32 protein-coding genes are annotated in these 26689 nt (G+C 69.5%); 24 read left to right on the top strand and 8 right to left on the bottom strand.

What is annotated here, in order from left to right; genetic code table 11:
- The first annotated feature begins 24 nt into the window (after positions 1–24).
- Complete coding sequence (locus tag ABD120_RS06760) at positions 25–639, top strand: TetR/AcrR family transcriptional regulator (RefSeq protein WP_343948828.1); 615 nt, start codon at positions 25–27, stop codon at positions 637–639.
- 25 nt (positions 640–664) lie between these two features.
- Here ABD120_RS06760 and ABD120_RS06755 read toward each other — a convergent pair whose 3' ends face one another.
- The 3 genes from ABD120_RS06755 to ABD120_RS06745 form a co-directional block, all read right to left on the bottom strand.
- A complete protein-coding gene (locus ABD120_RS06755; RefSeq protein ID WP_343948827.1) occupies positions 665–2182 on the bottom strand; it encodes an RtcB family protein in 1518 nt (505 codons plus the stop codon).
- Between the two features lie 178 nt (positions 2183–2360).
- Positions 2361–3188, bottom strand: coding sequence for a hypothetical protein (locus ABD120_RS06750; RefSeq protein ID WP_343948826.1), 828 nt, complete (start codon positions 3186–3188; stop codon positions 2361–2363).
- Between the two features lie 32 nt (positions 3189–3220).
- Complete coding sequence (locus ABD120_RS06745; RefSeq protein WP_343948825.1) at positions 3221–3760, bottom strand: RNA polymerase sigma factor; 540 nt, start codon at positions 3758–3760, stop codon at positions 3221–3223.
- A 201-nt stretch (positions 3761–3961) separates the two neighbouring features.
- On the opposite strand from ABD120_RS06745, the gene ABD120_RS06740 reads away from it, so the two are divergent.
- The 6 genes from ABD120_RS06740 (at position 3962) to ABD120_RS06715 (ending at position 9154) form a co-directional block, all read left to right on the top strand.
- Positions 3962–4552, top strand: coding sequence for a hypothetical protein (locus tag ABD120_RS06740; RefSeq protein WP_343948824.1), 591 nt, complete (start codon positions 3962–3964; stop codon positions 4550–4552).
- A 31-nt stretch (positions 4553–4583) separates the two neighbouring features.
- Positions 4584–5669 carry a sensor histidine kinase gene (locus ABD120_RS06735; RefSeq protein ID WP_343948823.1) on the top strand — a complete coding sequence of 362 codons (1086 nt, stop codon included), beginning with the start codon at positions 4584–4586 and terminating at the stop codon, positions 5667–5669.
- Positions 5666–6322 carry a response regulator gene (locus ABD120_RS06730; protein WP_343948822.1) on the top strand — a complete coding sequence of 219 codons (657 nt, stop codon included), beginning with the start codon at positions 5666–5668 and terminating at the stop codon, positions 6320–6322. Before ABD120_RS06735 ends, ABD120_RS06730 begins: the two co-directional genes overlap by 4 nt.
- A 53-nt stretch (positions 6323–6375) precedes the next feature.
- The gene (locus tag ABD120_RS06725; protein WP_343948821.1) at positions 6376–6903 is read left to right on the top strand and encodes a sigma-70 family RNA polymerase sigma factor; all 528 of its coding nucleotides are present in this window, start codon (positions 6376–6378) and stop codon (positions 6901–6903) included.
- Positions 6900–7583 carry a permease-like cell division protein FtsX gene (locus tag ABD120_RS06720; RefSeq protein ID WP_343948820.1) on the top strand — a complete coding sequence of 228 codons (684 nt, stop codon included), beginning with the start codon at positions 6900–6902 and terminating at the stop codon, positions 7581–7583. The genes ABD120_RS06725 and ABD120_RS06720 overlap by 4 nt, the downstream gene beginning before the upstream one ends.
- A 158-nt stretch (positions 7584–7741) precedes the next feature.
- Complete coding sequence (locus ABD120_RS06715) at positions 7742–9154, top strand: SNIPE associated domain-containing protein (RefSeq protein WP_343948819.1); 1413 nt, start codon at positions 7742–7744, stop codon at positions 9152–9154.
- A 6-nt stretch (positions 9155–9160) separates the two neighbouring features.
- Here the strand turns inward: ABD120_RS06715 and ABD120_RS06710 are convergent, their stop codons facing one another.
- Positions 9161–10258, bottom strand: a complete 1098-nt coding sequence (locus tag ABD120_RS06710; RefSeq protein ID WP_343948818.1) for a TolB-like translocation protein — start codon at positions 10256–10258, stop codon at positions 9161–9163.
- Complete coding sequence (locus ABD120_RS06705) at positions 10255–10749, bottom strand: SigE family RNA polymerase sigma factor (RefSeq protein WP_343948905.1); 495 nt, start codon at positions 10747–10749, stop codon at positions 10255–10257. Before ABD120_RS06705 ends, ABD120_RS06710 begins: the two co-directional genes overlap by 4 nt.
- A 22-nt stretch (positions 10750–10771) precedes the next feature.
- Here ABD120_RS06705 and ABD120_RS06700 point away from each other — a divergent pair, with 22 nt between their 5' ends.
- From ABD120_RS06700 to ABD120_RS06690, 3 genes are all read left to right on the top strand, one after another.
- Complete coding sequence (locus ABD120_RS06700; RefSeq protein ID WP_343948817.1) at positions 10772–10981, top strand: hypothetical protein; 210 nt, start codon at positions 10772–10774, stop codon at positions 10979–10981.
- 64 nt (positions 10982–11045) lie between these two features.
- The gene (locus ABD120_RS06695) at positions 11046–12542 is read left to right on the top strand and encodes an MFS transporter (protein ID WP_343948816.1); all 1497 of its coding nucleotides are present in this window, start codon (positions 11046–11048) and stop codon (positions 12540–12542) included.
- 20 nt (positions 12543–12562) lie between these two features.
- On the top strand, positions 12563–13105 hold the full coding sequence (locus tag ABD120_RS06690) for a TetR/AcrR family transcriptional regulator (RefSeq protein ID WP_343948815.1): 543 nt from the start codon (positions 12563–12565) through the stop codon (positions 13103–13105).
- Positions 13106–13370: 265 nt separating this feature from the next.
- On the opposite strand, the gene ABD120_RS06685 is transcribed toward ABD120_RS06690, so the two are convergent.
- Positions 13371–14345: a zinc-binding dehydrogenase gene (locus tag ABD120_RS06685; RefSeq protein WP_343948814.1), complete on the bottom strand. Its 975-nt coding sequence runs from the start codon at positions 14343–14345 to the stop codon at positions 13371–13373.
- Between the two features lie 120 nt (positions 14346–14465).
- On the opposite strand from ABD120_RS06685, the gene ABD120_RS06680 reads away from it, so the two are divergent.
- The 7 genes from ABD120_RS06680 to ABD120_RS06650 all read left to right on the top strand — a co-directional run bounded on the left by ABD120_RS06680 (position 14466) and on the right by ABD120_RS06650 (position 19202).
- The gene (locus ABD120_RS06680; RefSeq protein ID WP_343948813.1) at positions 14466–14627 is read left to right on the top strand and encodes a hypothetical protein; all 162 of its coding nucleotides are present in this window, start codon (positions 14466–14468) and stop codon (positions 14625–14627) included.
- Positions 14624–15034: a hypothetical protein gene (locus ABD120_RS06675; RefSeq protein WP_343948812.1), complete on the top strand. Its 411-nt coding sequence runs from the start codon at positions 14624–14626 to the stop codon at positions 15032–15034. Before ABD120_RS06680 ends, ABD120_RS06675 begins: the two co-directional genes overlap by 4 nt.
- A 35-nt stretch (positions 15035–15069) precedes the next feature.
- Positions 15070–16254 carry a serine hydrolase domain-containing protein gene (locus tag ABD120_RS06670; protein ID WP_343948811.1) on the top strand — a complete coding sequence of 395 codons (1185 nt, stop codon included), beginning with the start codon at positions 15070–15072 and terminating at the stop codon, positions 16252–16254.
- Positions 16255–16400: 146 nt separating this feature from the next.
- Complete coding sequence (locus tag ABD120_RS06665) at positions 16401–16724, top strand: PadR family transcriptional regulator (protein WP_343948810.1); 324 nt, start codon at positions 16401–16403, stop codon at positions 16722–16724.
- Entirely contained in the window at positions 16721–17290 is a 570-nt protein-coding gene (locus tag ABD120_RS06660; protein ID WP_343948809.1) for a hypothetical protein, read from the top strand. The genes ABD120_RS06665 and ABD120_RS06660 overlap by 4 nt, the downstream gene beginning before the upstream one ends.
- A gap of 130 nt (positions 17291–17420) precedes the next feature.
- The gene (locus tag ABD120_RS06655; RefSeq protein WP_343948808.1) at positions 17421–18338 is read left to right on the top strand and encodes a hypothetical protein; all 918 of its coding nucleotides are present in this window, start codon (positions 17421–17423) and stop codon (positions 18336–18338) included.
- A 99-nt stretch (positions 18339–18437) separates the two neighbouring features.
- A complete protein-coding gene (locus ABD120_RS06650; protein ID WP_343948807.1) occupies positions 18438–19202 on the top strand; it encodes a GntR family transcriptional regulator in 765 nt (254 codons plus the stop codon).
- Here ABD120_RS06650 and ABD120_RS06645 read toward each other — a convergent pair.
- Positions 19181–20239 (bottom strand): NHL repeat-containing protein, encoded by a 1059-nt coding sequence (locus tag ABD120_RS06645; protein WP_343948806.1) that lies wholly within the window; start codon positions 20237–20239, stop codon positions 19181–19183. The two genes, ABD120_RS06650 and ABD120_RS06645, sit on opposite strands and share 22 nt — an antisense overlap.
- A 20-nt stretch (positions 20240–20259) precedes the next feature.
- Here ABD120_RS06645 and ABD120_RS06640 point away from each other — a divergent pair, with 20 nt between their 5' ends.
- From ABD120_RS06640 to ABD120_RS06625, 4 genes are all read left to right on the top strand, one after another.
- Positions 20260–20652 (top strand): NUDIX hydrolase, encoded by a 393-nt coding sequence (locus ABD120_RS06640; RefSeq protein ID WP_343948805.1) that lies wholly within the window; start codon positions 20260–20262, stop codon positions 20650–20652.
- A gap of 74 nt (positions 20653–20726) precedes the next feature.
- Entirely contained in the window at positions 20727–21098 is a 372-nt protein-coding gene (locus ABD120_RS06635) for a YciI family protein (protein WP_343948804.1), read from the top strand.
- A 4-nt stretch (positions 21099–21102) separates the two neighbouring features.
- Positions 21103–22314 carry an RNA polymerase sigma factor gene (locus tag ABD120_RS06630; RefSeq protein ID WP_343948803.1) on the top strand — a complete coding sequence of 404 codons (1212 nt, stop codon included), beginning with the start codon at positions 21103–21105 and terminating at the stop codon, positions 22312–22314.
- 142 nt (positions 22315–22456) lie between these two features.
- Entirely contained in the window at positions 22457–22621 is a 165-nt protein-coding gene (locus tag ABD120_RS06625; protein WP_343948802.1) for a hypothetical protein, read from the top strand.
- A gap of 43 nt (positions 22622–22664) precedes the next feature.
- Here the strand turns inward: ABD120_RS06625 and ABD120_RS06620 are convergent, their stop codons facing one another.
- Positions 22665–23306: a class I SAM-dependent DNA methyltransferase gene (locus ABD120_RS06620; RefSeq protein WP_343948801.1), complete on the bottom strand. Its 642-nt coding sequence runs from the start codon at positions 23304–23306 to the stop codon at positions 22665–22667.
- Between the two features lie 431 nt (positions 23307–23737).
- Between ABD120_RS06620 and ABD120_RS06615 the strand changes: the two genes are divergently transcribed.
- From ABD120_RS06615 to ABD120_RS06605, 3 genes are all read left to right on the top strand, one after another.
- A complete protein-coding gene (locus ABD120_RS06615; RefSeq protein ID WP_343948800.1) occupies positions 23738–23968 on the top strand; it encodes a hypothetical protein in 231 nt (76 codons plus the stop codon).
- On the top strand, positions 23968–25302 hold the full coding sequence (locus ABD120_RS06610) for a hypothetical protein (RefSeq protein WP_343948799.1): 1335 nt from the start codon (positions 23968–23970) through the stop codon (positions 25300–25302). The genes ABD120_RS06615 and ABD120_RS06610 overlap by 1 nt, the downstream gene beginning before the upstream one ends.
- A 98-nt stretch (positions 25303–25400) precedes the next feature.
- Positions 25401–26684: a vWA domain-containing protein gene (locus ABD120_RS06605; RefSeq protein ID WP_425563940.1), complete on the top strand. Its 1284-nt coding sequence runs from the start codon at positions 25401–25403 to the stop codon at positions 26682–26684.
- Positions 26685–26689: the final 5 nt, after the last annotated feature.

Genomic DNA, 26689 nt, shown 5'->3' with positions numbered 1-26689 from the left:
TCAAGAAGTCCATAGGATGTGACCATGCCTCGAACCGGCCGACCGCGCTCCTTCGACGACGACCACGTCGTCAACGGCGCCAAGGACGTCTTCTGGCGACGCGGCTACGCCGCCACGTCGCTGCGTGAGCTCAAGGACGAGCTGGGAGTGCTGCCCGGCAGTCTCTACGGCGCCTTCGGTGACAAGCACGCGTTGTTCCTCCGCGCATTGGAGCGCTACGCCGATGACAGCCGAGAGGCCGCTTCGGCCGTCCAGAGCGGCGGGCCCGTGCTGCCGCGCCTCGGGGAACTACTCGGGGACGTCCTGGCGGCGGCGCAGGCGACGCCGGGGCGAGGGTGCATGCTCGGCAACACCGCCACCGAGTTGCTGCCGCTCGACGAGGTCGCCGGGCGGGTGGTCGGCGGCGCGTTCGGCGCGCTGGAGAAGGCGATCGAGCAGGCGTTGTCCGTCGCGCAGCGAACCGGGGAGATCCGCGAGGACCTCGACTGCGGGGCCTACGCCCGCCTTCTCGTCGCCCTCGTCCAGGGGCTTCATGTCGTCGCGCGCGCGGAATCGGACCCCCACCGGCTCGACGACGTCGTCCATGCGGCGCTCGCATCGCTGACGTACGGACCCGGATCGCCTGAAACGACCACGTGACCGGGCCCGCCGTCCTCGACGCCGCTCAGCCCTTGACGGTGAGGAGCGGGCGCAGTTCGGCGACCGGCTCCGCGACGCCGCCCGCGTGCAGGCTGGACACCACGGGACCGATGTCCTTGTAGGCCCACGGCGCCTCCTGCTTGAGGTCGCGCCGCCAGGCCGCCATCACGTCCGCGCGGCGTGCCACGGTCGGATCGCGGTGGTCCAGCGGCGTGACCACGCGGAACTCCCGCAGGAACGCGTCGAGTTCACGGTCGCCGCCACGCGCGGCGGCGCCGCGCGGCACGCGCCGTCCGGCGCCGTGGCAGGCGCTGGCCAGCGTGCGCGCGTTGCCGTGACCGCGCAGCAGATAACTGGACGAGCCCATCGACCCGGGCACGATCACCGGCTCGCCCCACATCTCGTACGGTCCCCCGCTCATCCGCTCGTAACCGTTCGCGGGCGTCGCGCCCTTACGGTGGACCACGCGGTCCCCGTCCTGCCAGAACAGGTTGTGCGGCGCGTCGTAGACCAGCCGCGCCGTCAGCCGGCCGCATTCGGCGGCGAGCCCGGCCCGCATGGTGAGGGCGAGGAAGAACCGGTTGCCCGAGGCGAAGTTGGCGGCGTTGCCGAAGGCGTCCAGGTAGCGGCGCCGGGCGGCGGCCGTACGCTCGTCCAGCAGGAACGGCAGGATCTGGTTGCGGGGTCGCGACAGCCCCGGCGGCCAGGTCCGGCGCAGCCGGTCCAGCGCGGTGGCGTTGGCCTGGTGCCCCAGCGACAGCGAACCGCTGTGCACCATCAGGACGACCGCGCCCTCCGCCAGGCCCCACGCGTACGCGGCGGCGGGGTCGTGGACCCGTGCCACGTACTGCAGTTCGGCGAAGTGGTTGCCGCCGCCGATGCCGCCGATGAGGCTGTCGTGGCTGGCGGCGGTGGTGCCTCCGGCGCTGGTGATCCAGTCGGCGAACGCGTCGGCGGTGCCGGTCGGGTGCGCCGGGGCGTGCATGCGGTCCAGGCAGTCCTCGGTGTCGGTCGGCTGGTACCCCTGCCAGGGAGCGTCGCCGGTGAGCAGGAGTCCCGGGAGCCCGTCGCGCAGCAGGGCCTCCCGCTGGGCGGGGGTGAGGGCGATACGGCGTCCGCCCTCGAAGAACAGGTGCCGCAGCCGCCGTTCCAGGGCGTCCAGGCGCGGCCGTACCTGCTCCACGGTGAGCGAGGTGAGCTCCAGCCGCATGCCGCAGTTGACGTCGTTGCCGACCGCCTGCGGGAGCAGCGCGCCCTCGGTCTCGATGACCGTGCCGATCGGGATGCCCGCCCCCTTGTGGAAGTCGGGCGTGAGGACGAGCCGGGTCAGACGGGGCGGCGGGCCGTCATAGGCGGGTACGGCCTCGGCGAGGCGGGCGAGGGTGTCGGCGGTCTCCAGGACGGACAGTGCTTCGTCGACGGCCGCCGGTTCGAGGGGCACGCGCTCGTCGGCGCAGATGTCGACGGGGACGTTCCAGGGGTTCGGGAGAGTGAGCCACTGCTCGTCACGGCGGACGAGACGGTGATCCTGACGGGTACGCATGATGGATTCCTTCGGAGCTGCTGAAATGAGGGCGGCGCGGTCGGGCACGCCGCAGCAGACGACGGAACAGACCGTCGTCACGAACCTCGTGGGTCAGCAGCCGCGAGGTGAAGACGTGCCCAACCGTAGATCGCCCGCCCCGCCCGGCGCCACGGATTTTCAGCGCTCCGGGAGAAGGTCAGAATCCGGGGGGCGGGGTCGCCTCCGGGCCAGGGGCGGCGCGCAGGACGATCACGCCGTCGTTGTACGTCTGCGCCGCCGTCACCGGCCAACCGGGATCGATGCGGGATTCGGGCACCTCGTCCTCGGAGCGAAAGCCCTCCTCGCCACTCCGCAGCGGCCAGTCGAGGCCGTAGGCCACCTTCAGATTGCGCTCGCGCACCACGCGTGCCGCCTCGGCCAGCGAACGTCCCTGCAGATTCACCCCGGCCAGCGCCTCACCCGGCCAGCTCGCATCGGCGGGATGGGCGTACTTCTCCCCGGGATTCGCCGGGCGACTGAGAACGACTTTCGCGGGTCCTTCGACATCCGCGTTGATGCTGAAGGCCGTCAGGCAGTTCTCGACCCGTCGCGGGCAGTCGCCACCGGTGAATTTCGCCACGGCTCCAGCTTCGGTTTTGTCGATTCCGAAGACGGTACCGGGCTGTCGCGGCGAAACAGGCACCAGTTTCACCGTGAGGTTGTCCAGACCGACCTTACGGAAGGCCTTCTCCAGTTCGGCGGGATCCGGATCCCCGTCGGTGAAATAGAAGGCGTAGTCGTCGCCGACACGGTCGATCGTCACCGCCTGACTGGCGTACACCTGCTCGGACGACGTCTTGAACAGCGACGGCCCGACGACGATGGCCCCGGCCAGAGCGGCGGCCAACCCCAGGCCGAGCAGGGCGCGGCCGGGAGAGGGCATGAGCCGTCGCCGTCGGGTGACGCGCTCCAGCGAGACGACCTCGGCCAGCAGCGTGTCCGCCCCCGAGGTGGACGCCCTGCCGGCCAGGTCCTCGTCCAGCACTCTCGCCCGGGACTTGAAGATCTTGTCGTTGTTCACCGTGCCTCCTTCTCGATGAGCGGCTGGGATGCGAAAAGCGGGGTCTTCCCCAACGCCTTGGCGAAACGCTTGCGGGCCCGGTGCAGACGGATGCGGGCGGCGTTGCGCGAGCAGTTCAGCACCACGGCGATCTCGCCGGGATCGAGCCCTTCCCACAAAGCCAGGGACAACAGTTCGCGATCGCTGTCGGCGAGCTTGTCCATCGCCTCGGCCACGCCGTCGTGCTCGCCGTGGTGCGATGGGGCGGGATAGAAATGCGCGATCTCATCGGTGAGTTCGGCGTGCCGGGTCAATCTGCGCCGCTCACTCCGGCGATGGTTGGCCAGAACTCGCCGGGCGACGCCGTACAGCCACAATCTGCCGGACTCCCCGCCGGGGAGTTCGGCGATCCGCCGCCAGGCGACCACATAGGTCTCGGCCACCACGTCGGCGGCGTCCTCCGGAGAAGAACACCGCCGCAGGGCGTATCCGAGGATCTGCTCATAGGTTCGCCGGTACACCGCCTCGAACCGGGACCGGTCGTCTTGTTCATCCACGCGAAATCCTTGTCAGGTCCTCCGAACGGCTTTCAATTCCTACGTGTCCGCGGGCGACGGCAGAATTTCAGCCTCGGCACATGACGTTCGGCGCACGCACCCGTGCCCCCGGCATGACGACCGGCATCTGTCCGGGCGGCGCCTGCGCTTCTACCGTCGGTTCCATCCCTCGAATCCGGCACCTCCAAGAGGAGCGAACCGATGCCCGTACCCGGAATCCTGCGCTTCGGCGCGATCTGCGGTGTGATCCTGGCGCTGTCCCTCGGCATCCCCGGCGCCGTCGAGACGTTCGTCGGCGAGACCACCCTGACGAGCCTCGTCCTCGGGCTGGGCGCGGCGTTCGGTGTTCCGGCGCTGACCGCGTTCCACCTCTACCAGGGCCAGGCGACGGGCCGCTTCGGCGAGGTCGCCTACATCGTCAACACGATCGGTCTCAGCCTGTTCGCCTGTGTCGCCTTCGCCCTGAACACGGTGGTCTTCTTCCTTCCGCCACCGGTCGCGAAGTCGCTGCTCGCCGGTCCCACCGGGACAATCCAGCTGGTGGGCGTCGCGATCTTCGTGATCGGCACCGGACTGTACTCGGCGGCGATGGTGCGCGCCAAGGTCCTCCCGAGGACGCCGGCAGCGCTGTACGGCGTCACCCTGATCCTGCTGGCCGTGCTCGCGCCGCTTCCGGACACACCTGTGACCGGGCTCGTCCACGTGTTCGCCGCCGGGTCGCTAATCTGGTTGTCCATGTCGCTGCTGCGCGCTCCCACCCTCCGACCGGCGCCGGCTCCGGACGGGCGGTAGACACGTGGCCGCCGCACGGCCGGTGACGTGGGTGGCGCCCGTACTCTATGCGGCCGTGCTGGTGGCCGGGCTGCACGCCTGGCTGTTCGGGCTCGGCGCGACCCAGCCGGTGCTCTTCGTCGGCGGGCTCGCGGCACTCACGGGGCTGGAGCTCTTCGAGCTCCGCCGTTTCCCCGCCGGTACGCCACGGGGGCCCGCCGCCGCGTTACTGTGCGCCCGGATCGCCCTGTTCGCGGGCGTCGCTACGGCCGACGGTTCCGGACTGTCGCGCGCCCTGTTCGTCCTGGTGCCGTTCACGGCCTATTTCGCCTTCGGCCGTACGGTGGCCGTCGCCCTGGCCGCCGCCTGTGCCGTACTCGCGGGAGCGGCCGGTGTGATCGCCGACCCGCGCTGGTACGCCGACGTCGAGCGGCTGTCCGACCTGCTGATGTTCACGATGAGCCTGATCCTGACGGTGACCATGGCGGCCGTCGCCGTCGAGGAGGGCCGGGCCCGAGCCCGGCTGACGGCGTCCTCGGAACGGATCGCCGAACTGTCCGCCGAGGCCGAACGCACCCGTCTGGCCCGTGACATCCACGACGACCTGGGACACCACCTGACCGCGATCATCGTCCTCCTGGAGAAGGCGAGCGCCTACCGGGACCTGGACGCGGGCGTCGCCGACCGCGCGGTCGCGGACGCGCACGGTTCGGCGCGGCGGGCGCTGAACGACGTCCGCCGGTCGGTCCGCTCTCTGAGGGAGGACGCGGGGCCGTTCAGGTTCTCGGAGGCGCTGCGCGCCCTGGCCTCCGAGACGACCTCCGTCACGATCACCGGCCAGGAGGACGAGCACGACAGAACCCTCCTCATGACGCTCTATCGGGCGGCGCAGGAGGGGGTCACCAACGCCAGGCGACACGCGCGGGCCCGCCAGGTGTCCGTCACGGCCCACTTCGAGCCGGACGGGGCGCGACTCGTCGTCACCGACGACGGACGCGGATACTCCGGAGGCGAGGGGTTCGGGCTGCTCGGCATGCGCGAACGGGTGGAACTCGCCGGCGGCCGGCTGACGATCACCTCGGAGCCGGGCGGCGGGACGTCCCTGACGGTCACCATTCCCACGGTTCCGCCGTCATGACAGGCCGGGTGGGCGCTGCCGAGGCGGTGCGGGTGCTGGTCGTGGACGATCAGCTTCTGGTGCGGGAGGGGATCGCGTCACTGCTGGCGCTCCAGGACGGGATCGTCGTCGTGGGAACGGCGGCGAACGGCCGGGAGGCGGTGGAACGGGCGCTCGCGCTGGCGCCGGACGTGGTCCTGATGGACGTGCGGATGCCCGAGATGGACGGGGTCGAAGGGGTCGCGGCGCTGCGCGAGCGGGTGCCGGGGTGCTCGGTGGTGATGCTGACCACGTTCGACGACGAGGAGTACGTGGTCAGGGCGCTGCGGGCCGGCGCCGTGGGATACCTGCTGAAGGACCTGCCCGCCCGGGAACTGGCCGCGGCCGTACGGCTGGCCCACGCTGGGGTGGCGCAGTTCGACCCGGCCGCCACGGCCCGGCTGGCGGCGGCGCTGGCCGGGCGTGAGGAGGGACGGACCGATGAGACCCTGACGGCTCGGGAGGTCGAGGTCCTGCGCCTGGTCGCCCACGGGGCCACCAACCGGGAGATCGCCACGCGGCTGTTCCTGAGCGAGGGGACCGTCAAGAACCACATCTCCCGCATCCTCACCCGACTGGGCCTGCGCGACCGCACCCAGGCCGCGATCTACGCCCGCGACCACGGCCTGCTCTGAACATTCGTGAGTCGGGGCAAGCAGCAAACCGGGCGGCCGGGCGTCTCTGGGACATGAGAGTCGAACTGCTCTCCGATGGAGAGCCTCTGACCCGAGAACGGGTGGATGTCGCGGCGATCTTCGCCGCCCACCATCAGGGTCTCGTCCGGCTGGCGCTGATCATGCTAGGTGATCGGGCGACCGCCGAGGACGTGGTCCAGGAGACGTTCGCACGGGTCCACGCGGGAAGGGCCAGGATTCGGGATCCCGACCGCGCTCTCGCCTACATCAGATCGGGTGTGCTCAACGGCTGCCGATCGACGCTCAGGCGCAGGGCGTTGATGTTGCGGCGGGCCGTGCCGTACGAGCCGCCGGTCGGGTCCGCCGAAAGCACCGCGCTGGTGAGCGAGGACCGCCGGATGGTGCTGGCGGCGCTGCGCCGGCTGCCCCGACGGCAGCGCGAGGCACTGACACTGCGCTACTACTTCGATCTCTCCGACCAGGAGATCGCCGAAACCATGCGGATCGGCGGGAGCACCGCGCGGTCCACGATCGCCCGGGGGCTCAAGGCCCTCGGCCACGCACTTGGGGAGGACGCGTGAACGATTCCGTGGAGACCCGGCTGAGGGACGCCCTCGTCGCAGCCGGAGACACAGTCGATCGGACGAGCCTGCGGCCATTGGTGCCGACGCAGCGGCGCCGGTTCCGGGTGCCGGCCCGGTTCGTGGTCATCGGTGCCGCGCTGGCGATCGCCGGAGCCATCGGTGCTGTCACACTGACGCCGGCCGACGAGGAGACGGTCGTACTGGCAGCGGGCGTGTCCCCGTTCATGGCGGGAGACTGGACGGCGGGCAAGCCGACGATCGCGGTCTTCCTGTGCAAGGCAGGCTCGCCGTCCCCCTCGTGCGGCGCGGTCCTCGGATCCGGGGAGGGCACCGTCGATTCCCCCCAAGAGGTCATCGCCGAAGGGAAGGCCGTCACGCCCTCGCAGATCCTCGACCTCAAGCGAGCCCTGGAGGCCAGGCCGGAGATCATGTCGATCACCTTCGAGGACGCTCAGACTGCCTACAAGAACTTCCTCCAGGCATACGGGAGCAACCCCGAGGTGGCCAGAGCCGTCACTGTCAACGACTTGCCGGAATCATTCCGGCTGACACTGAAGCCGGACGCCGACTGGAGCCCGGTGGCCGAAGCGGCGAAGGACATGCCGGGCGTGGACATTGTGATCAACCAGAAGTGCACGAGCGAGCAGCGTGACAAGTCGATGTGCTACGCCAGATAGCCCAAGGCGAAGGGGTCTCCGGACACTGGTTACGGAGACCCTGGACAGGTCACTTCCGAGGCAACGGCCACCGGTACCGGCAGCCCACTCGTGTAACCCTTTGGCGCTCATAGCTATCTCTCCTATATACGGCAATCCCCGTAATGCAAGGAGCGCCTGTGGCCGACACCCGGTTCAATCCTCCCCCTGGCTGGCCGGTCCCGCCTCGCGGATGGAAACCGCCGCAGGGGTGGCAGCCGGATCCGTCGTGGCCGCCGCCCCCGTCAGGATGGGAGTTCTGGGTCGCCGAACCGGTCGTGCCTCAACTTCCGGACCGGAAAGGCGGCGGCCTGTTCGGCGGGAAGAAGCGGTTGGAGGAGGAGAACGCGCAGTTACGTGAGTGGGTGGAACGCCTGGGCGGCATGGATGCCATGCGCATCGCAGCGATGAACGAGGCATTGCACCAGGAACACGTGGGACTGCGTTCGGCGATCGACGGCGCCGAACGACGCCTACACGACGCAGAGCAGCGGATCGTGCAGACGGAAGAGACCGCGTTGCTTCAGGAAGTGGGTGTCTACGAATACCGGCATCCGCTGAGCGACGCGGTGGCCTACAAGGAACGGCTCACCCAGGTGAAGGCGCACATCAAGGAGATGGCCAAAGCCGGCCGCGCCGTCGTCGGTGCCACCAATTGGCAGGTGAACGGGTCCGCGTCCGAGGGACGCAAGATGGTGCGCGATTTCTCCAAGTTGATGCTACGCGCCTACAACGCCGAGGCCGACAACTGTGTGCGGACCATGCGACCGTACAAACTCCAGTCGGCTGTCGACCGGCTGGAGAAAGCTGTGGAAACCATCGTGAAGCTGGGCCGCACGATGCAGATCCACGTCCATCCGGACTACCACCGTACGCGGGTGCACGAGTTGGAGCTGACCGCAGACCATCTGGCAAAGCAGGAAGAGGAGAAGGAACTCATCCGCGCGCAGCGGGAGCAGCAGCGTGAGGAAGAAGCCGCGCGTCGCGAGTTCGAGCGGGAGAAGACCCGGCTCCGGAAGGAGGAAGCTCACTACCGGTCGGCATTGGCCAAGTTGCTGAAGAACGGCACGGCATCCGCTGAAAGCGTGGAAGAGCTGAAGGCGAAGCTGGACGAGATCGGCGCGGCGGTCGCGGACGTCGAATCGCGCGAGGCGAACGTCCGAGCCGGATACGTGTACGTCATCTCCAACATCGGCGCGTTCGGCGACAACGTGGTGAAGATCGGCATGACCCGTCGGCTGGAGCCGGAGGATCGTGTGCGCGAGCTGGGCGACGCGTCTGTGCCGTTCAGATTCGACACCCATGCGCTGATTTTCAGCGAGGACGCCGTGGGGCTGGAGGGTCGTTTACACGCGGAACTGAACGACCGGCGTCTCAACAAGGTGAACTTGCGGCGAGAGTTCTTCCATGCCACCCCTGCGGAAGTCCGCGACCTGCTCCGGAAAATCGCCGGTCAACACCTGTTGGAGTACCGTGACACGGCGGAGGCTCTGGAATGGCGGCAGTCCGTGGGAGCGGCCGGAACGATCGAAAGGAATCCGCCCGCGCCGTGATTCCGTTCACCAGGTCGCGAGCAGTGAGTCCGCAGGCGACAGGGTGGTGGTGCGGTTGCCGTCCAATCTGGTCAGTGGGTGGACGGTGTCCTTGATCAGCAGGTGTCGTCCGCTGACGTCGTAGCGGACGAGGGTCCATCGGGCGGCGGTGTTCGTGCTGTACACCGTGCGGATCCGGCGGCCGTTCGCGACAGCGTGCTCCTCGATGGAGGATCGTCGGTCGCTGGATGACGAGGCTCTGCCGACCAGGATCGTACGGGCGTCCGGGCTGATCGCCACTCCCGTCGGCGTGGCCACGTCGCGTACCACCACGCGGCTCGTCCTGAGCGTCGCCTCGAAGGCGGCCGTGTCGAAGGCGCGGATCTCTGACTTGACCGCGAACGCGAGCGTCCGGTGATCGGCCGCCCAGGACAGGCTCCAGATGTTGCCGAAACCCTTCGACGTCCAGGTCCGTGTATACCTGCCGGACAGCTCCGTGACCACGATTCGTGCACCTGGGCAACTGTCCATGTCGGTGCCGCACAGTTTGTGGTCCTGGCTGTAGGCCAGGCGGGTGCCGTCGCTGCTCACCGCGATGGAGGTGACTCGGTCTCCGAACGCGGCGAAGAACACGTCCTTGGTCAGTTCGGCGACTTTCCCGTGATCGTCCACCCGCAGCCGGTGGAACCATGTGATGTTCTTCGGCGTCGTGCGCGACATCATGCTCTGTCCGACGAAGAACGTCGTGCCGTACCCGGTTCCCGTGAGCAGGTAGCCGCTGGGGACCGCCTCGGGGATTTCCTCCGGGGGCAGTGCCGGGGGCAGCACGACCCGGTCGGTGATCTTCCCGGTGCGCGCGTCGCGGACGGCCAGGCCGTCCGACCCGGCGGTCAGCAGGAAGCGCGGGCCGCCTGCCGCCGTACTCACCGGAGGTGGGGTGTCTGGTCCATCCTCGATGCCGAGGCCGATCAGCGCCACCACGACCAAGGCGGCCATGGCGGGAGCGAGGATCCTGCGGCGGCGCGGGCGTGGCACGGCGTCGGCCGGGCGCAGCGTCTCAGGGCGGACGAGTTCCGCGCCGGCGGTGAAAGCGTCCTGAAGTCGTTGTTCGATCCGGTTGATCATCGGCCCTCCTCGAGTTTCACTGCGAGCGCCCTGAGGGCACGGGAAACGGTGGATTTCACCGTTCCGCAACTGACTCCCATCACCGCCGCCGTCTCCGCCTCGGACAGGTGGAGGTAGTAGCGCAGGACCACCGCTTCCCGCTGGCGGCGCGAGAGACCGCTGACCGCCGCGAACACCTCACGCCGGGTCTCCCCCAGCAACACCTGGTCCTCGGCGGACCAGAACGGCACTTCCTTGTCGACACGTAATCGCCGGGCGACGGCCCGTCGGCGGTGGACCGCGCGGCAGCCGTTGAGTACCGAGGTTCTGAGGTAGGGCAGCAGCCGATCGTGGTCGGCCAGCCGCCGCCAGCGGCGGTGCACGGCCGTGAAAGCGTCCTGCACCACGTCTTCGGCTGTCTCCTGGTCCCCTACCAGGAGAAACGCGAACCGGACGAGGTCGAGACGGTGGGCCGTGAACAGTGCGGCGATATCCGCCGGTGGGTCCTCCATCACGATCCTGATCTCACTCTGCATGACCGCTCTCATGCGCGAGTACGCCGTGAGGTTGCCTCAGGACGTGAACCTATTGTCCGCTGTGCAGGACTTCCTGCTGCCACTGGTCGCGGGGCTGGGTGTGCAGGCGCCAGTAGCGTCCGGCGATGTCGTCCGGGGCGACGGGTCCGGCCACCGTGACGGGCGCGAGGTGAGCGGCGGCGGTGAGGGCGCCGACGACGTCGGGTGAGGCGACGCCAGAGCGGTCGATCTCAATAGTTGAACGATGGTATAAATTGTACTAACGTTCAACTATGAAGATAGAGAAGCGAGCCGGCGTCCGGGAGTGGCTGGGGCTGGGGCTGCTGGCGTTGCCGACCGTGCTGCTGGGCCTCGACGTCACCGTGTTGTACCTGGTCATGCCGAGCATGGCGGCCGAACTCGAACCCAGCGCCACGCAAACGCTCTGGATCATGGACGCGTACGGCTTCCTCATCGCCGGCTTCCTCATCACCATGGGAACGCTGGGCGACCGGATCGGCAGGCGGCGCCTGCTCATGATCGGGGTGGCGGCGTTCGCGGTCGCATCGGTGATCGCGGCGTTCGCTCCCGACGCGGGGCTCCTCATCCTCGCCCGCGCGCTGCTCGGCATCGCGGGCGCGACGCTCATGCCGTCCACGTTGTCGCTGATCAGCAACATGTTCGCCGACGTACGCCAGCGGGCGGTCGCCATCGGCGTGTGGGCGACCATGTTCGCCCTGGGCATGGCGGCCGGGCCGGTGGTGGGCGGCGCGCTCGTCGACGGGTTCTGGTGGGGGGCGGCCTTCCTGATCGCGGTGCCGGTGGCGGTGATCGTGCTGGCCCTGGCGCCGGTGCTGCTGCCCGAGTACGCCGCACCCGGGCAGGGACGGCTGGACCCGGTCAGCGTCGTGCTGTCGCTGGTCGCCGTACTGCCGCTGGTTTATGCGATCAAGAGCGGCGCCACGCACGGGGTCGACGCGCTGACGCCCGTACTCGTGTTGGCGAGCGTGATCGCGGGGACGGTGTTCGTGCGCAGGCAGCTCAAGCTGGCCTCGCCGCTGCTGGACATGACGTTGTTCAGGAACCGGGCCTTCTCCGCCGCCCTGACCGTGCTGCTGGTCGGGCTGGTCGGCGTGGGCGGCACGATGTACCTGGTCACCCAGTTCCTCCAACTCGTGGAAGGGCTGTCGCCCGCCGTGGCGGGGCTGTGGATGGGGCTGCCCGCGCTGGCGATGTTCGTCGCCGCGATCGGGGCGCCGATCGTGGCCAGGCGCATCCGTCCGGGGACCGTCATGGGAGCGACCCTCGGAATCTCTCTGATCGGGTACGGCCTGCTCGCCACGGCCGAGGTCGGCGACGCGACGACCGTGGTGCTCGGGTTCGGCTTCGTCTACCTGGGCCTGGGGGCCATCGCGGCGCTGGGCACCGACATCGTGGTCGGGGTGGCTCCGGCGGAGAAGTCCGGATCGGCGGCGGCGTTGTCGGAGACCGTACAGGAGCTGGGTCTCGCCGCCGGGGTCGCGCTGCTCGGCAGCCTGTCCACGGCCGTCTACCGATCGCTCGCGCAGGCCCCCGAAGGGGTCGCGCCCGAGGTCGCCGCGCGGATCACCGCCAGCTTGGACGGCGCGCTCGCGGCCGGCCGGGCGGACACCGTCCAGCAGGCGAGGGAGGCGTTCGTCGCGGGGCTGAACGTCGCCTCCCTCAGCGTCGGAGCGGCGATCCTGGCCGTGACGGTGCTGGGACTGTTCATGCTCAGGCACATCCGTCCCATCGGGGAATCCCAGCCGTGACGGTCGTCTAACCTGGGATCATGGACGGACGCAGGGCCAGAGGCCAGAAGCGCCGGGCCGAGATCATCGAGGCCACTCTGGCGGTCGTCCAGCGGGACGGGGCCGCCGGGGTGACCCACCGTACGGTCGCCAAGGAGGCCGGCATTCCGGTCAGCCTGAGCACGTACTACTTCGACACCATCGACGACCTGCTCGTGGCCGCGCTGACCAGCGTCGCGGACACGTACACGGCACGCATCCGCGACATCATCGACCACCACGACGACAAGTTGCGCGGGCTCGCGGCGCTCATCGTCGAGTCGGCCGGGGCGGGGCGCGAACTCACGCTGGCCGAGCGCGAGCTGTCCACCCTCGCCGGCCGGCGGCCCGCCTTGCGCACGGTCGCGCGGCGCTGGCGGGAGAACATCGCGGAGCTCGGCGGGCAGTGCACGGACGACCCGGTGGCCGTCGCCGCGCTCGTCGCGGTGTCCGACGGACTGTGCACCGCGCTGCTGATCGACAACGCACCGGCCGAGGTCGACTACGTGCACGCCACCCTGGAACAGGCCCTCAACCGCAGGTGACGGTGCTGCGCCTGTCACCCTCCCCGTTACGGCAAGCCCCCGCCCACACGCCCCGCCGCCGCCACGCCCGGCCTCTCCCGCGCCCAGCACCGCTCCCCCACCCCGCCGTAACGCCGCCCGATAACCCCCGACCGCGGAAACCCCTGCCCGGCAGCCCAAGGTGAGTGAGCGGCCACTACCGGGTGAGTGAGTACTCACTCCTCCCGGCTCAGCCCAGCCCGGAAGGGTAGGCGCCGTGTCCGCTGCCGTACGCGAACCTGCGATCTCAGGTGATGAGCAGCAGGGACTTGCCGACCGTGTTTCTGGCCTCCAGGGAGGCGTGGGCCTCGGCGGCGCGCTCCAGCGGGAAGGTCGCGCCGATCGCCGGACGGATGTCGCCCTTGGCCGTCAGTCTCAGGGCCTCCGTCATGAGGGCGTTGACGGCGGGCTTGTCGGGGCTGCCCTCCTCCAGCAGGTTCTTGAAGTCCACCCGGCGTGCCTCCAGCACCTTCGGGTCGATGACGGTGAAGTCCTCGTTCGACGTCCCGTAGGTCAGGAAAAGTCCGCCGTCGGCCACGGCCTCGAAGGCCGCGCGCCCCAGCTCACCACCCGCGCCGTCGTAGACGATGTGGGCGCCCGCACCGCCCGTCGCCTCGCGAACCCGCGTCTGCCAGCCCGCCTCCGAGTAGTCCACGACGGCCTCGGCGCCCAGTTCGCGAGCGAGGTTCAGCTTGCGCTCGCCGCGCGCGGCGGCGATCACGCGCGCGCCAGAGGCCCGCAGCAGTTGCACGAGCAGCGATCCGGCCCCACCGGCCGCGGACGTCACGAGGACCCACGTCCCCTCGGGGAACTCTCCGGCGGCCTCCCGCAGAAGCAGTGCCGTCACGCCGTCGTGCAGCATCGCCGCCGCCTCGGGGAAATCGATGTCGTCGGGCAGTTCGACGATCTCCACGACGGTCGTGGTGATCAGCTCGGCGTATCCCGCCGACGACCTGGCGAGGACGCGGCGGCCGATCCAGTCGGGGTCGACGCCGTCGCCGACGGCCACGACCCGGCCCGCGCCGCCGCCTCCGGGGACGTACGGAGGCTTCAAGGGGAAGTAGTCGCCGCCCCAGCCGCCGCGCAGCAGCGTGTCGAGGAAGATCACATCGGCCGCCGCCAGGCGGACGACGACCTGCCCGGGGCCGGGGGTCGGGTCGGGAAGGTCCGCAGGGACCAAGACGTCCGGACCGCCGAACTGATGAACCTGAATCGCTCGCATATCGTGACACTCCCTTTTCGTGAATGCCTCCAGGGTGCTACCTCACGTTCGCTTGAGGTCAAGCCCGATCTCTTGGCGGATTCTTGGCACGCTCCGCGACATGGCCGGTACGCTGGGCTTATGGATGCTCGTGAGCAGGTGCCCTACCCCGAGGAGCACCGTCTCGCCAACCTCGAACTACTGCTTGAGGTGCTGGGCGCGGAGCCCCCGACCGAGCTGATGGAGCTGGTTCGGCTGCGCGACGAGGAGTTCGCCGCCGACCGCGACCATCACGCGGCGTGATCGGCCGGGTCCTCGACTCCAGCGCACTGGTCGCGTGGGGTCGCCGGTGCTCGCCGTACGTCGAGGCGTCCGTCTGGTCCCGGGTCGGCCACACCGAGTACGTGGTGCCGATCGTCGTCACCGCTCCGGCGCTGGCGGCGGCGCTGGCCCAGCTTCCGGCCGACACCGCGCCCGTCCTCGGTGCGCTGCTGCGCATGGAGGACGTGACGCTGGTCGACGATCTGACCTCCCACACCGCGCCCGACGTCGCCGAGGCGCTGCGCTCGGCGGCCCCTTTCACCGCCGAGCACGTGACGGCCGCGAGTGTGGTTCACGCGGCCCGGCGCCGCTGCCTGCCGGTGCTCACCTTCGACCCGGCCCCGCTGCTGGCGCTGTGGCCGGGCATCGAGGTCGAGGTCATCCCCTGACAGAGCTGAACGACGGCGACATAGAAGGGATCGACATGACCGTGCAGGTCGAAGGGACGGTGGCCGACGGGTATGAGCCCGTCCGAGAGGCGTTCGAGGCCGCCGTCGGGGCCGAGGGTCAGGAGTCCGCGGACTGTTGCGTGTACGTCGAGGGCGAATGCGTCGTGGACCTGCGTTCGGGCCGCCGGGCCGGGGACGTGCAGTGCGTGTTCTCCGCGACCAAGGGTGCCGTCGCGGCGTGCGCGAACCTGCTCGTCGAGCGCGGACTGCTCGACCTCGATGCGCCCGTCGTCCGATACTGGCCCGAGTTCGGTGCCGCCGGGAAGTCGGCAACGCGCGTGCGGTGGCTGCTGGAGCACAAGGCCGGCGTGCTGGCCCCTGATGTGACTCTGTCCGCCCGGGAAGTGGGTGACTGGGACGCCGTCTGCGCCGCACTCGCCGCCGCCACCCCGGCGTGGGAGCCGGGCACCGCCTACGGATACCACGCGCAGAGTTACGGCTGGCTGGTCGGGGAGGTGGTGCGCCGCGTCGACGGCCGTGGACTGGCGGAGTTCTTCTCCCAGGAGATCGCCGTGCCCGCAGGCGCGGACTTCACGCTCGGGCTGCCCGAGGACGGCGGGAGCCGGCTCATCGAGGTGATCCCCGCGCACTTCCCGCCGGACTTGTCCGGGTACGGTCCCCACGACGTCGGCCCGCCGAGCGAGATGGACCTGTCGCAGTACGTGGGGCCGCACGCCGACGTCGCGGTGACCTTCAACGGCGCGCTGCCGGAGGACGCCTTGTCCCTGCCCCGCGATCCCGTCCTGCGTGGCCTGCCGATCGCCGCCTCGAACGGCTACACCGACGCCCGGGGTCTGGCCCGTCTCTACGCCTGGTTGCTGACCGCGCTCTCGGCGCACACGCTGCGGGATCTCACCAGCTCGCGGACCGAAGGGCCCGACGTCGTGCTCAGCGCACCGGCCATGGCGATCGAGCAGCACTTCAGCCGTGGGTTCGAGGTTCTCTCACCCGGCCTGGACGGTTCCGGCGACGCGGCGTTCGGCCATCACGGCCTCGGCTGCGCGACGGCCTTCGCCGATCCCGCTCGCCGGCTCGCGTTCGGCTTCACCGCCTCGACGTCCTACCTGGGCCCACCGGGGAGCGATTCCCGGGTCCAGCGGCTGACCCGTGCGCTCTCCGCCTGCGTGCCCCCAACCGGGATCAACCGTACACACACCTAGATCAGACGAAACACACGCGGTCACGTCGGTTCCATCGGGTAGACCTTCGTTCAGCGCCGATCCCACGGGGAACCGGACGGCAAGATATCCCATAAAGGGCGGCCCGGCGTTGCCTACGCTCCGTTCAACGGAATAGCTTGTCTCTTATGCCGAGGGGAAGCGCTGAAGTCAGCGAGCCGATGTACTTCGTGCTCACCGCCCTGCTGAAGGGGCCGTTGCACGGCCATGCGATCAGCAAGGCGATACAGGACCTGTCCGGCGGCCGGGTCAAACCGTCCGTCGGCACGCTGTACGGCATCCTTGAACGCCTCAACGAACGCGGCGTCATCGCCGTCGACCGCGAAGAGGTCGTCAACGGCCGCAACCGCCGCTATTTCCGGATCACCGACGACGGCCAGGGCATCGTCGAGGCGGAGGCCCGCCGCATGCGCGCCGCCGCCGCGCTCGTGCTGCGTGAGGCCGCCGGATGACGGCGGTCCCCCTGCTCGAACGCCGTTACCGCCGGCTGCTGCTCGCCTACCCGAGCGGTTACCGGCGCGACCACGGTGACGAACTCCTCGACGTACTGGTGGAGTCGACCGCGCCGGGACGCACCCGGCCGCCGCTCCGGGAGGCCGTCGGGCTGCTGCTCGGCGGGGCGCGGACCCGAGCGGTCGCGCTGGCCACCGGCTCACCCTGGGTCGACGGCGTGCACCTCGGCGTCACGGTGGTCGCGATGTCGAACTTCATGACATTGCTCCCGTACGCCGGCGCGCTCCCGATGTGGAGTGCGCTCTCGGCGTTATCGGTGCTCGCGATCCTGCGCGGATGGATCCGTACCGCTGCGGCTTTGACAGCGCTGGTCGGCCTCAAGGCGCTGGCGGTCGCGAGCGGACGGCAGTTCGGGGAGATGACGCTGTTGCCGGTGCATCCGTCGTTCCTCGTCGAGCGGGCCCTGTACGGCTGGACCACCCCGGCGGCCGTGATCTCGGGGTACGCGCTGGTGCTCGCCGGGCTGATGCTGCTCGCGGTCCGGCGACCGGCCACACTGTGGTAGGGACTTCTACGCCGCCTACACCCCGAAGACGACGGATATCTCCACCCGGCTGGAGGCGGAGTTCATCATGTCAGCCGTGGGGTTCTAGCCTCATTGACCATACTACATTGAACGTACTATGGTGCCCGGCATGTTGATTCGAGCCATGTCATCGGTCGCGTGCGCCCTGTTCGTGCTGGCCGCGTGCGGAACGAGCACGACCGGCGGCGCCGCGCCTTCGACACCCCCCTCGGCGTCGGCCACCACCGAGAACAAGACCTCCGCCGAGAACAAGGCCGCCGCCGTACAGGCCGCCAAGGCCGACTGCATGAAGGGCAAGGGCTTCAAGTACATCCCGTACGTACCGCCGGAGAAGAAGAAGACCGCGATGGAGGTCAAGCTGGAAAGCGGCGACTACGCGGCGATGAAGGCGCACCGGGAGAAGTACGGCTTCGGGATCTTCTCCGAGTACATCTACCCCGGCGAGATCGGCCTCTCGGTGGCCACGGCGGAAAGGGAGAAGAACCCGAACTCGAAGATCACCGACTCGCTGTCGAGCGCACAGCACGACCAGTACAACAAGGCCGACCTCGCCTGCACGGCCAAGGCGGTGAAGCAGGTGCTGGACAAGGACATCGACCGCCCGATGGACTACTACAACCAGCGGGCCAGCCTGAGGGACACGCTGGTCGGGCAGGAGATCAACAGCGACCCCGAACTGCTCCGGCTCGCGAACTCCATGGCCGACTGCCTGAAGGCCAAGGGGTACCCAGTCACGAACACCAAGCCGAGCGAGGTCAAGGACGTCGGCGAACTCCAGGTCACGAAGGAACTGGCCAGGCTCGGCCGCGCCCAGGGGGAGAAGGACGCGAAGACGTTCGCCAAGCGGGAGGGACTGGCCCCATTCCCGATGCCCAGGCTGACGGCGGACCAGGCCAGGCCACATCTGGCCCAAGAGGTCAAGCACGCCATGGCCAACCTCGACTGCGGCAAGGACTTCTACGCCGCCTACACCCCGAAGATGACGGACCTCACCGTCCGACTGGACGCGGAGTACGTACTGTTCTGACCAGGCCGACACACCGATCGGCCGAGACAAGGGCGCCATAACCAGTATGTACTACATACTGCGCCAAGTTGGTAGTACATACTTCGCTATGGTGAATCCATGAGCCCCAGCAGCTACCGCGACGTGGCGGACCACCTCCGCCAGGGTATTCACGAAGGCGTGTATCCGCGCGGCTCCCTGCTGCCCAACGAAGACCGGCTCGCGGCGGATCTCGGCGTCCACCGGGCCGTGGTCAACAAGGCGCTCAACGTGCTCAAGGCCGAAGGGCTGCTGTACGTGCACATGGGGGTGGGCACCTATGTGCACCGGCTGCCGCCCATCCTGCGGGACGCCGCCGTTCGGCACGGCCGTACACATCGGGAAGAAGGCGGGGTCCGGGGGTCGCTGGCAGCGGAGCTCAGCCACCTGGACTGGGCGCTGACCTCGGACAACACGGTCGGGCCCGGCCAGCCGCCCCCGGACGTGGCCGAGGTGCTCGGCGTGGACGCGGCCACCGAGAGCGTCATCGTCAGGGCGCGGCGGATGCGGGCCGAGGGCGTACCCATTCAGATCGTCACCAGCTACATCCCCCGCACGATCGCCGACGGCACCCCCATCGCCGAGCCCGACCCGGGTGTCGGCGGCATCAGCAGCAGCCGCCTGGAGGAGCTCGGCCACGCGCAGGCCGCCATCCAGGAGGACGTGCTCGTCCGCCCGCCCTCCGCAGACGAGGCGCGGTTCCTTCGCATGAGCCCGGACCAGCGGGTTTTCGACATCTTCCACGCGGGGCTCACCGCGTCCGGGCGGGCGGTCAAGGTCAGTGTGTACGTCATGCCGACCCACCAGTGGCACCTGAGATACCGCTATCCGGTCGATCCTGCCTGAAGTTCGTACACGCGGGCCGTCTTCGCGAAACCCGTGTGGACCCACACCCGCGTGGTGCCGGGCACGGGCGTGACGCCCTGAACCTGCTCGGCCCGCTCACGCACCGGTACGGCGATCCGGCGCCAGACGCCGTCGCGCAAGTTGAGCAGGGACGGCCCGCGCCGCCAGGAGTTCGCGGCGATCCACACACCGCCGACCGGATCGGTGGCGAGTGCGCGCAACCCCGTCCACGTCGCCGAGATGCCGACCTCCTTCCAGCGGGTGCGGTCCCAGTGGAAGATCTTCGGGCTGGCGGCGTCGGCGAAGATCGGCGCTGCGAGCCAGGCCCGGCCGTCCGGCTGGGCGGCCAGTCGCGGAACACCGATGCCCGACAGTCCCCGGCAGGCGGACGGTGCGGGGGTGCAGGGGTGGGGGACCTCCGCCCAGGCGGTGCCGTTCCAGTGGGTCAGCGCCCTGCCGGCGGACTGGGTCACCGCCCAGAGGTCGTCGCGGTTCGCGACGGCGATGCCGTTCAGGTAGTGCACGGCCTCGGAGCCGAATGATCGCCACCGGCGTCCGTTCCAATGCAGTACGTCCCCCCGACCGCCCTCGTTGTCCGGCAGGGTGGCGATCCACGCCTCGCCACGAGGCCCTGCGGCGAGGTCGATCACCAGGCTGGGCGTCGAGTGCTTCACCGTCCATTTCCCTCCCGACCAGGTCAACAGCCGCGTGGCCGTGATCTCCCCGTCGGCGAAGCGGGTGGCCGCGACCCAGATCGTGTCACCTGCCGACGCGGCCCCGACGAGGTGCGCGCCGCGCCACGGGTGCGGGACGGGGTGCCAGGTGACTCCGTCCCATCGCAGGATCTTCCTCGGGGTCGCCAGGGTCATCTCACCGCCTGACGTGGACACCAGGTGCCAGGTCTGCTCCTTGTACGGCGCGGCATAACGCAGCGCCCAGCGGCCCGGCACCTCCACCGCAGCGTCCGGGGTCATGCCGAGCCTGACGTCGGCGGTCAGCGTGGCCAGGAGCACCAAGGTCACGAGTACGGCGCGCATGCCACCCATAAAATACCGACATGATCGATAAGGTGGCCTGGATCGAGATACAGGACGGCCGGATTCTCAGCACCCGCTCGCGCGGCAAGGACGTCTACTACCTGCCCGGCGGCAAGCGCGAGCCCGGGGAGAGCGACCTCGACACGCTGGTCCGCGAGATCGGCGAGGAACTCGCCGTCGCCGTCCTGCCCGCCACCGCCCGTCATCTGGGCACCTTCGAGGCACAGGCTCACGGCCACTCCGGCGGTGTGGTGGTGCGCATGACCTGTTACACCGCCGACCACGAGGGCACGCCCACGCCCGCCGCCGAGATCGAGGAGGTCGTCTGGCTCACCTACGCCGACCGTGACCGCGTCTCCCCCGTCGATCAGCTCATCTTCGACCATCTCCAGAAAAAATCTGAGATTCGCTGAGCCGGTGTCGAAAACGACGTACGCCCGATCGACGTACTGAGTGAGAACACCCGCTCTTCGGCAAGGGAGACATCATGAGGGTCATGGTCATGATCAAGGTCAGCGGCGCGGACGAGAACAAGATCGCTCCGACGGCCGAGATGCTGGCGGAGATGAACGAGTACAACGAGCGGCTGGTCAAGGCGGGCGTCATGCTCGACGGAGGCGGGCTGCGGCCGAGCGCCGAAGGGGCCCAGGTCGTCTTCGCGGGCGGGCAGACCTCGGTGGTGGACGGGCCGTTCACCGAGTCCAAGGAGATCATCGCCGGATACTGGATCTGGCAGGTCAAGTCCCTGGAGGAGGCTGTCGAGTGGGCCCGCCAGTGCCCCGGTGGCACCGGTGACACGCGCGAGGTCCTGGAGATCCGGCCGTACTACGAAGAGTCCGACTTCGACAACCTGGGCTGAACCTGTGGACGTGCGACGTACGGTCGAGGCCGTGTGGCGGATCGAGGCCCCGCGCCTGGTCGCGTTCCTGGCCCGGCTGGTCCAGGACGTCGGGCTGGCGGAGGAGATCGCGCAGGAGGCGTTCATCTCCGCGCTGGAGCAGTGGCCACGGGACGGCGTTCCCGACAATCCGGGCGCCTGGCTGACCTCGGTCGCCCGGCGCCGGGCCGTCGATCTGATCCGGCGGGAGCGGCTGCGCGACCAGAAGTACGCCGAAGTGGCCGCCGAACCCGGTGGCGAGGACTCCGATCTGCTGTCGCTCATCTTCATCGCCTGCCATCCGGTCCTGCCGCGCGAATCGCGGGCGGCGCTGGCGTTGCGCCTGGTCGGCGGGCTCGGCACCGAGGAGATCGCGCGTGCGTTCCTGGTGCCGTCCGCCACCATGGGGCAGCGGATCAGCCGGGCGAAGCGGACGCTGTCCGAGGCGCAGGTGCCGTACGAGGTGCCGGGGGACGACGAACTGCCGCACCGGCTGTCCGCGGTGCTCGAAGTCGTCTACCTGATCTTCACCGAGGGGTATTCGAGCACGTCCGGCGAGGAGTGGATCCGGCGGGACCTCACCGAGGAGGCCATGCGCCTCGGTCGGGTCCTGGCCGGGCTGATGCCGCGCGAGCCGGAGGTGCACGGGCTGGTGGCACTCATGGCGCTGCAGTCCTCGCGCTTCCGCGCCCGCGTCGGGCCGAACGGGGAACCGGTCCTGCTCCAGGACCAGGACCGGTCCCGGTGGGATCGGACGCTGATCGCGCACGGGCTGGCCGCGCTCGGCCGGGCCCGCCGGGCGGGCAAACCGCTGGGGCCGTACACGGTGCAGGCGGCCATCGCCGCCTGTCACACGCGGGCCCACCGGTTCGAGGACACCGACTGGGATGCCGTGGTCGCGTTGTACGACGCGCTCGGGCAACTGGCGCCGTCCCCTGTGGTGGAGCTCAACCGGGCGGTGGCGCTCCTGCACGCCGACGGGCCGCACGCGGCGCTGGCCGTACTGGACGGTATCCGGGAGCAGCCCCGGATGGCGCGCTATCACCTGTACGGCGCGGTGCGAGGGGACGTGCTGCTGAAGCTGGGACGGCGCGACGAGGCGGCTGAAGAACTCGAACGCGCGGCCGGCCTGGCCCCGACGCTCCGCGAACGCACCCTGCTGATGGAGCGAGCGGCGGCGGCCAACAGGGACCAGTGACAATGCTGCCACGCGCCTCGATAATGCGGTTCGTGATTGAGGAGTCGATGTTCACGCGTACGCAGCCCAGCGAGGCGGCGCCAATGCGGTATGAGGCGCTGACGTGGCAGTCAGCCGTCGGCGCCAGCCGGTGGTGGCTGTCATGAGCATTCGCCGATTCCAGGGGTCGGAAGAGGCTGCGGCCGATCTGGCGCTGGTGCTCGCCCGGTTGGCCACGGACACGGGCGAACGGATCCCTCTCGACGACGTGCTCGCCGCCTTCGGGCACACTCGCGAGTCATTGGCCGCCGTCCCCGGCGAAGCGTGAGCCGAGTCCGACAACGGCTCACGGCCTGGGCCGCTGAAACGGGTCACTGTCGGCGCATCAGCAAGCGGCCCTGGCGGAAGCGTTGGCCTTCCGCCTGGGGCTCGCGTAGCATTCGGCCGATCTCGGTGAAGTCGGCGGCGTGGGCCAGAGCGGCCAGTTCGTCGATCGGCCAGCGGTAGGCCGTCGTCACCTTGTGGTCGAAGGGGGTCACCGGTTCTCCTTCGGACTCGCAGAAGCCGATCAGGAGATGGCCGCCCGGGGCCAGCACGCGGCGGAACTCCCCGAGGTAGGCGGGCAGGTCCTGCGGGGGCGTGTGGATGAGGGAGTACCAGGACACGATGCCTCGCAGCGTTCCGTCGGCGAGGTCCAGGGCGTCCATCGAGCCGACCTCGAAGCGCAGCTCCGGGTACGCCTCACGGGCGAGGTCGATCATCACCGGCGACAGGTCGAGACCGAAGACGTCCAATCCCTGCTTCCGCAGGTAGGCCGCCACGTATCCGGGGCCGCAGCCGAGTTCGGCGACCGGCCCGCCGCCGGTGGTCCGCACCAACTCGGCGAACACGTCCAGCGGCGCGCGATCCAGCGGCTGGTCGTCGAGCGCGTTCCGGAAGAGGTCGGCGTACAGGGCGGCGACGGCGTCGTAGGCGGTCGCGGTGGCGGCGAGGTGGGAGGGGCCTTCGGTCATGACGGGCCACCATACAAGATCCGGCAGGGTCCGGCGGCGGCCGTGACACGCGCCCGCCGCCAAGATCATCGAGGGTTCCTCGGGCCAGGCTCCCCGTTCTTGGCATTTTGTCGGCGATGTTCGGTAGGTTCCCGAATCACTGATCGGCCGCGAGAGCTGGAGGTCGTCCCTTGGACGCGGAAAGAACCGCGTGGGAACAGTTGAGCGCGCAACGGGTGACCAGTCCCGTTGCGCCGCGCAAGCTGGCGAAAGTCCCCTTCGTCGAAATGGCGGAGGGGCGATTGCAGGGCGTTGTGTCCAGTGGGTCAGATATCGAGCGAGTTTATGTCTCCTCGATCACTGCCGGGTCACACAACTACAACTGCAGTACCAACAACAACCGCCCCTGTGGCGGGCTGCGGGGGAGCCCCTGCAAGCACCTGCAGACGCTGGTGCAGGAAGCCGTCGTCCAGTACGGCCTGGCCACCGTGTCGCGGTTTCTCCAGGTCGAGGGCGAGCGAGCCGCCGAGCTGGTCTACAACCTGCGGGGGGACCACGAGTCGATTCCGGCCGCCGTCGTCTTCAGCCGGTTCCTCCGGCACCTGGCCTACCTGGAGTTGCCGGTGACCACCCAGCCCGTCCCCGAGATGCACTGGTTCCCGGCGTACGGGGAGGTGAAGTGATGTTGCGCTTGCAGCTCGACCTGCTTCAGGGCGAACCGGTCCCCGGGATGTCCGAGGCGCTGGATCTGGTGCACGGGTTCGACCAGGCCCTGGTCCACGGGCTCGGGCGGCTCACCCAGGAGCACGCACAGGCGCTGTCCGCGCTGGCCGCCGCCGTCGCCGGTACGCCGCTCGACGGCCTGGCCGCCGAGGCCGCCGACAAGGTCACCGCCGGCACGCCCGCGGAGGAGCAGCTCGCGGCGCTGGCCGGAGCCCGTACCGCGTTGCTGGGAGCGGTCCACGACGCGCTCCAGGATCGTCTCGACACCGCACTCGGACGCACCAGGGCCGACTGGCCGGCGACGGCGCAGCCCGCCGCCGAGCCCGCGCGGGCGTGCCGTTCGTGGCTCACCGAGTTGGCCATCACCGGCTGGCACGGGGTCGACCACGAGGTGGCGGCGGGCGGCGACCCGGTGATCGCCGGGCTGCTGCAGGATCCGGCTCGGCGGCGGCTGGCGATGCTGGTCGAGGGCCTGGCCACGGAGCTGAAGGCGTCGGCGCCGGTGGGCGCCATGGAGCGGCTGCCCGTACGCCGGTGGGCCGACATGTGGGCGCGGGCGATGATGCTGACCTGCTCGGACGAGCAGGTGGGCACGGAGCCGGTGTCGGGGCGGCTGCTGGTGGTCGGCGTGGACGTGCAGGAGCACGCGACGGCGGTCCAGCTCCAGGTGCACGGTGTCCTGGAGCCGCTGGGACGGCTGGCGAGGGTGAACGTGTCGGCGCCGAAGGTGGACACGATCGCCGGGCCGTTCGTCTGGGACCTGTTCCAGGCGTTCCCGGTGCTCATGGGGGCGCTGGCGAAGCGGCTCAGCCTGGAGCTCAAGGACATGCCGATGACGCCGGGCGGGGACCTGGTGTGGCAGGAGGACCTGGCGGCCGTGGGCAAGGAGGCGGATCCGTTCGCGACGGCGCAGGTGCAGTTGGGTGAGGCGCAGGCGGCGCCGGTGGCTCCGCTGGAGCGGCATCCGGTGCGCATCGCCGAGCCGGTGCTGTTCGAGGACTACCGGATCAAGGGCGATCGGCTGGAGCGGGACGGCGTGAGCCTGCGGGTGGCGCTCGATCGGCTGCCCACCGCCGGTGCGTTGACCGCTCAAATGGTGAAAAAGTCGGACGTGTGTGTGGGGTTGGTGCGCTGGGACGGCGGCGAGTGGTTCCTGCAGCCGCTGGCCGTACAGGTTGCCAAGGACAAGGCCACGGCCTACCACGGTGACCACGCACTCGGCGTCAACGGGCTGAAGACCCCGTCGCCGGTGGGCGTCCTGAAGGAACGCGCGGGACGGTTGCTGAGGAAATGACCGACCCGACAAATGCGGAAATGTCGCCCCAGCCGACCGACGACCCGAGCCCAACGGCAGACTCGGCAGCCGGACCGGCCGACGGCCCAGTCGGCACCCTGGCCAACGACCCGGCCGACAGTCCGGCCGGTAGCCCGACCGCAGAGCTGACACCCAGCGCCGAGAACAGGCGTCAGGTTCTGTACTGGCGGCTGCTGTCGCGCATCTTCGACTCCCAGGAGCAGAAGTCCCTGGAGTCGGCCAGCGTCGCCATCGTCGAGGATCTCGGCCTGCCGCCGTCCCTGCTGGACCCGAGCGTCTCCCTCGACTCTCTGGTCCAGCGCTTCCCCGAGCTGGAGCCGCAGTTCCGCGACCTCGACCAGGGCGCGGTACGCAACGCCGCCCTCGTCTCGAAGCTGCTCATCAACGTCTACGCCACCGGCACGGGCCCGGTCTCCGCCGCCCAGCTCGCCGCCTGGAAGGAAGACGCCAAGTGGTTCGAGGGCGCGCTGGGCCGCGACGGCGAGGGCACGCTGAAGGCGGTCGAGTCCGACCTGGTCAAGCGGATGCGGCTGCGCGAGGTGCTGGCCGACCCCGGTCTGGCCCGCAGCCTCACGCCGAGCATGTCGCTGATCGAGGAGTTGCTGCGCGACAAGTCCAACCTGTCGGGCGTCGCACTGCAGAACGCCAAGGCGCTCATCCGCAGGTTCGTGGACGAGGTCGCGCAGGTGCTCCGTACCCAGGTGGAGAAGACCAGCGTCGGCACGATCGACCGGTCGGTGCCGCCGAAGCGGGTCTTCCGCAACCTCGACGTCCAGCGCACCATCTGGAAGAACCTCACCAACTGGAACGTCGAGGACGAGCGGCTCTACGTCGACACGCTCTTCTACAAGCAGACGGCCAAGCGCACCACCCCCGCGAAGATCATCGTGGTGGTCGACCAGTCGGGCTCGATGGTGGACGCGATGGTCAACTGCACCATCCTGGCCTCCATCTTCGCCGGCCTGCCCAAGGTGGACGTGCACCTGATCGCCTACGACACCCGGGCCATCGACCTGACGCCGTGGGTGAGCGACCCGTTCGAGGTGCTGCTGCGTACCAAGCTCGGCGGCGGCACCGAGGGCACGGTCGCGATGGCGCAGGCCCGGCCGAAGATCTCCGACCCGCGCAACACCGTGCTGGTGTGGATCTCCGACTTCTACGACAACCGCGACCTGATGCGGGACTTCGAATCGCTCCACAAGTCCGGGGTGAAGTTCATCCCGGTGGGCTCGGTCAACAGCTCCGGCCACGCCAGCGTGGACCCGTGGTTCCGCACCAAGCTCAAGGACCTCGGCACGCCCGTCATCTCCGGGCACATCCGCAAGCTCATCGTCGAGCTCAAGAACTTCCTGAACACCTAGGAGAC

It is taken from the genome of Nonomuraea longicatena (genome assembly GCF_039525605.1).
Taxonomy (GTDB): domain Bacteria; phylum Actinomycetota; class Actinomycetes; order Streptosporangiales; family Streptosporangiaceae; genus Nonomuraea; species Nonomuraea longicatena.
The sequence above is the reverse complement of the archived record's forward strand: the minus strand, read 5'-3'. Positions and strand labels throughout refer to the sequence as shown.

Excerpts from the sequence above, each read along its gene's own strand:
- ABD120_RS06760 (WP_343948828.1), top strand. The coding sequence starts at position 25 with ATGCCTCGAACCGGCCGACCGCGCTCCTTCGACGACGACCACGTCGTC.
- ABD120_RS06755 (WP_343948827.1), bottom strand. The coding sequence starts at position 2,182 with ATGCGTACCCGTCAGGATCACCGTCTCGTCCGCCGTGACGAGCAGTGG.
- ABD120_RS06740 (WP_343948824.1), top strand. The coding sequence starts at position 3,962 with ATGCCCGTACCCGGAATCCTGCGCTTCGGCGCGATCTGCGGTGTGATC.
- ABD120_RS06730 (WP_343948822.1), top strand. The coding sequence starts at position 5,666 with ATGACAGGCCGGGTGGGCGCTGCCGAGGCGGTGCGGGTGCTGGTCGTG.
- ABD120_RS06725 (WP_343948821.1), top strand. The coding sequence starts at position 6,376 with ATGAGAGTCGAACTGCTCTCCGATGGAGAGCCTCTGACCCGAGAACGG.
- ABD120_RS06710 (WP_343948818.1), bottom strand. The coding sequence starts at position 10,258 with ATGATCAACCGGATCGAACAACGACTTCAGGACGCTTTCACCGCCGGC.
- ABD120_RS06705 (WP_343948905.1), bottom strand. The coding sequence starts at position 10,749 with ATGGAGGACCCACCGGCGGATATCGCCGCACTGTTCACGGCCCACCGT.
- ABD120_RS06700 (WP_343948817.1), top strand. The coding sequence starts at position 10,772 with ATGACCGCTCTCATGCGCGAGTACGCCGTGAGGTTGCCTCAGGACGTG.
- ABD120_RS06695 (WP_343948816.1), top strand. The coding sequence starts at position 11,046 with ATGAAGATAGAGAAGCGAGCCGGCGTCCGGGAGTGGCTGGGGCTGGGG.
- ABD120_RS06690 (WP_343948815.1), top strand. The coding sequence starts at position 12,563 with ATGGACGGACGCAGGGCCAGAGGCCAGAAGCGCCGGGCCGAGATCATC.
- ABD120_RS06685 (WP_343948814.1), bottom strand. The coding sequence starts at position 14,345 with ATGCGAGCGATTCAGGTTCATCAGTTCGGCGGTCCGGACGTCTTGGTC.
- ABD120_RS06680 (WP_343948813.1), top strand. The coding sequence starts at position 14,466 with ATGGATGCTCGTGAGCAGGTGCCCTACCCCGAGGAGCACCGTCTCGCC.
- ABD120_RS06670 (WP_343948811.1), top strand. The coding sequence starts at position 15,070 with ATGACCGTGCAGGTCGAAGGGACGGTGGCCGACGGGTATGAGCCCGTC.
- ABD120_RS06665 (WP_343948810.1), top strand. The coding sequence starts at position 16,401 with ATGCCGAGGGGAAGCGCTGAAGTCAGCGAGCCGATGTACTTCGTGCTC.
- ABD120_RS06660 (WP_343948809.1), top strand. The coding sequence starts at position 16,721 with ATGACGGCGGTCCCCCTGCTCGAACGCCGTTACCGCCGGCTGCTGCTC.
- ABD120_RS06655 (WP_343948808.1), top strand. The coding sequence starts at position 17,421 with ATGTTGATTCGAGCCATGTCATCGGTCGCGTGCGCCCTGTTCGTGCTG.
- ABD120_RS06650 (WP_343948807.1), top strand. The coding sequence starts at position 18,438 with ATGAGCCCCAGCAGCTACCGCGACGTGGCGGACCACCTCCGCCAGGGT.
- ABD120_RS06645 (WP_343948806.1), bottom strand. The coding sequence starts at position 20,239 with ATGCGCGCCGTACTCGTGACCTTGGTGCTCCTGGCCACGCTGACCGCC.
- ABD120_RS06640 (WP_343948805.1), top strand. The coding sequence starts at position 20,260 with ATGATCGATAAGGTGGCCTGGATCGAGATACAGGACGGCCGGATTCTC.
- ABD120_RS06635 (WP_343948804.1), top strand. The coding sequence starts at position 20,727 with ATGAGGGTCATGGTCATGATCAAGGTCAGCGGCGCGGACGAGAACAAG.
- ABD120_RS06625 (WP_343948802.1), top strand. The coding sequence starts at position 22,457 with ATGAGCATTCGCCGATTCCAGGGGTCGGAAGAGGCTGCGGCCGATCTG.
- ABD120_RS06620 (WP_343948801.1), bottom strand. The coding sequence starts at position 23,306 with ATGACCGAAGGCCCCTCCCACCTCGCCGCCACCGCGACCGCCTACGAC.
- ABD120_RS06610 (WP_343948799.1), top strand. The coding sequence starts at position 23,968 with ATGTTGCGCTTGCAGCTCGACCTGCTTCAGGGCGAACCGGTCCCCGGG.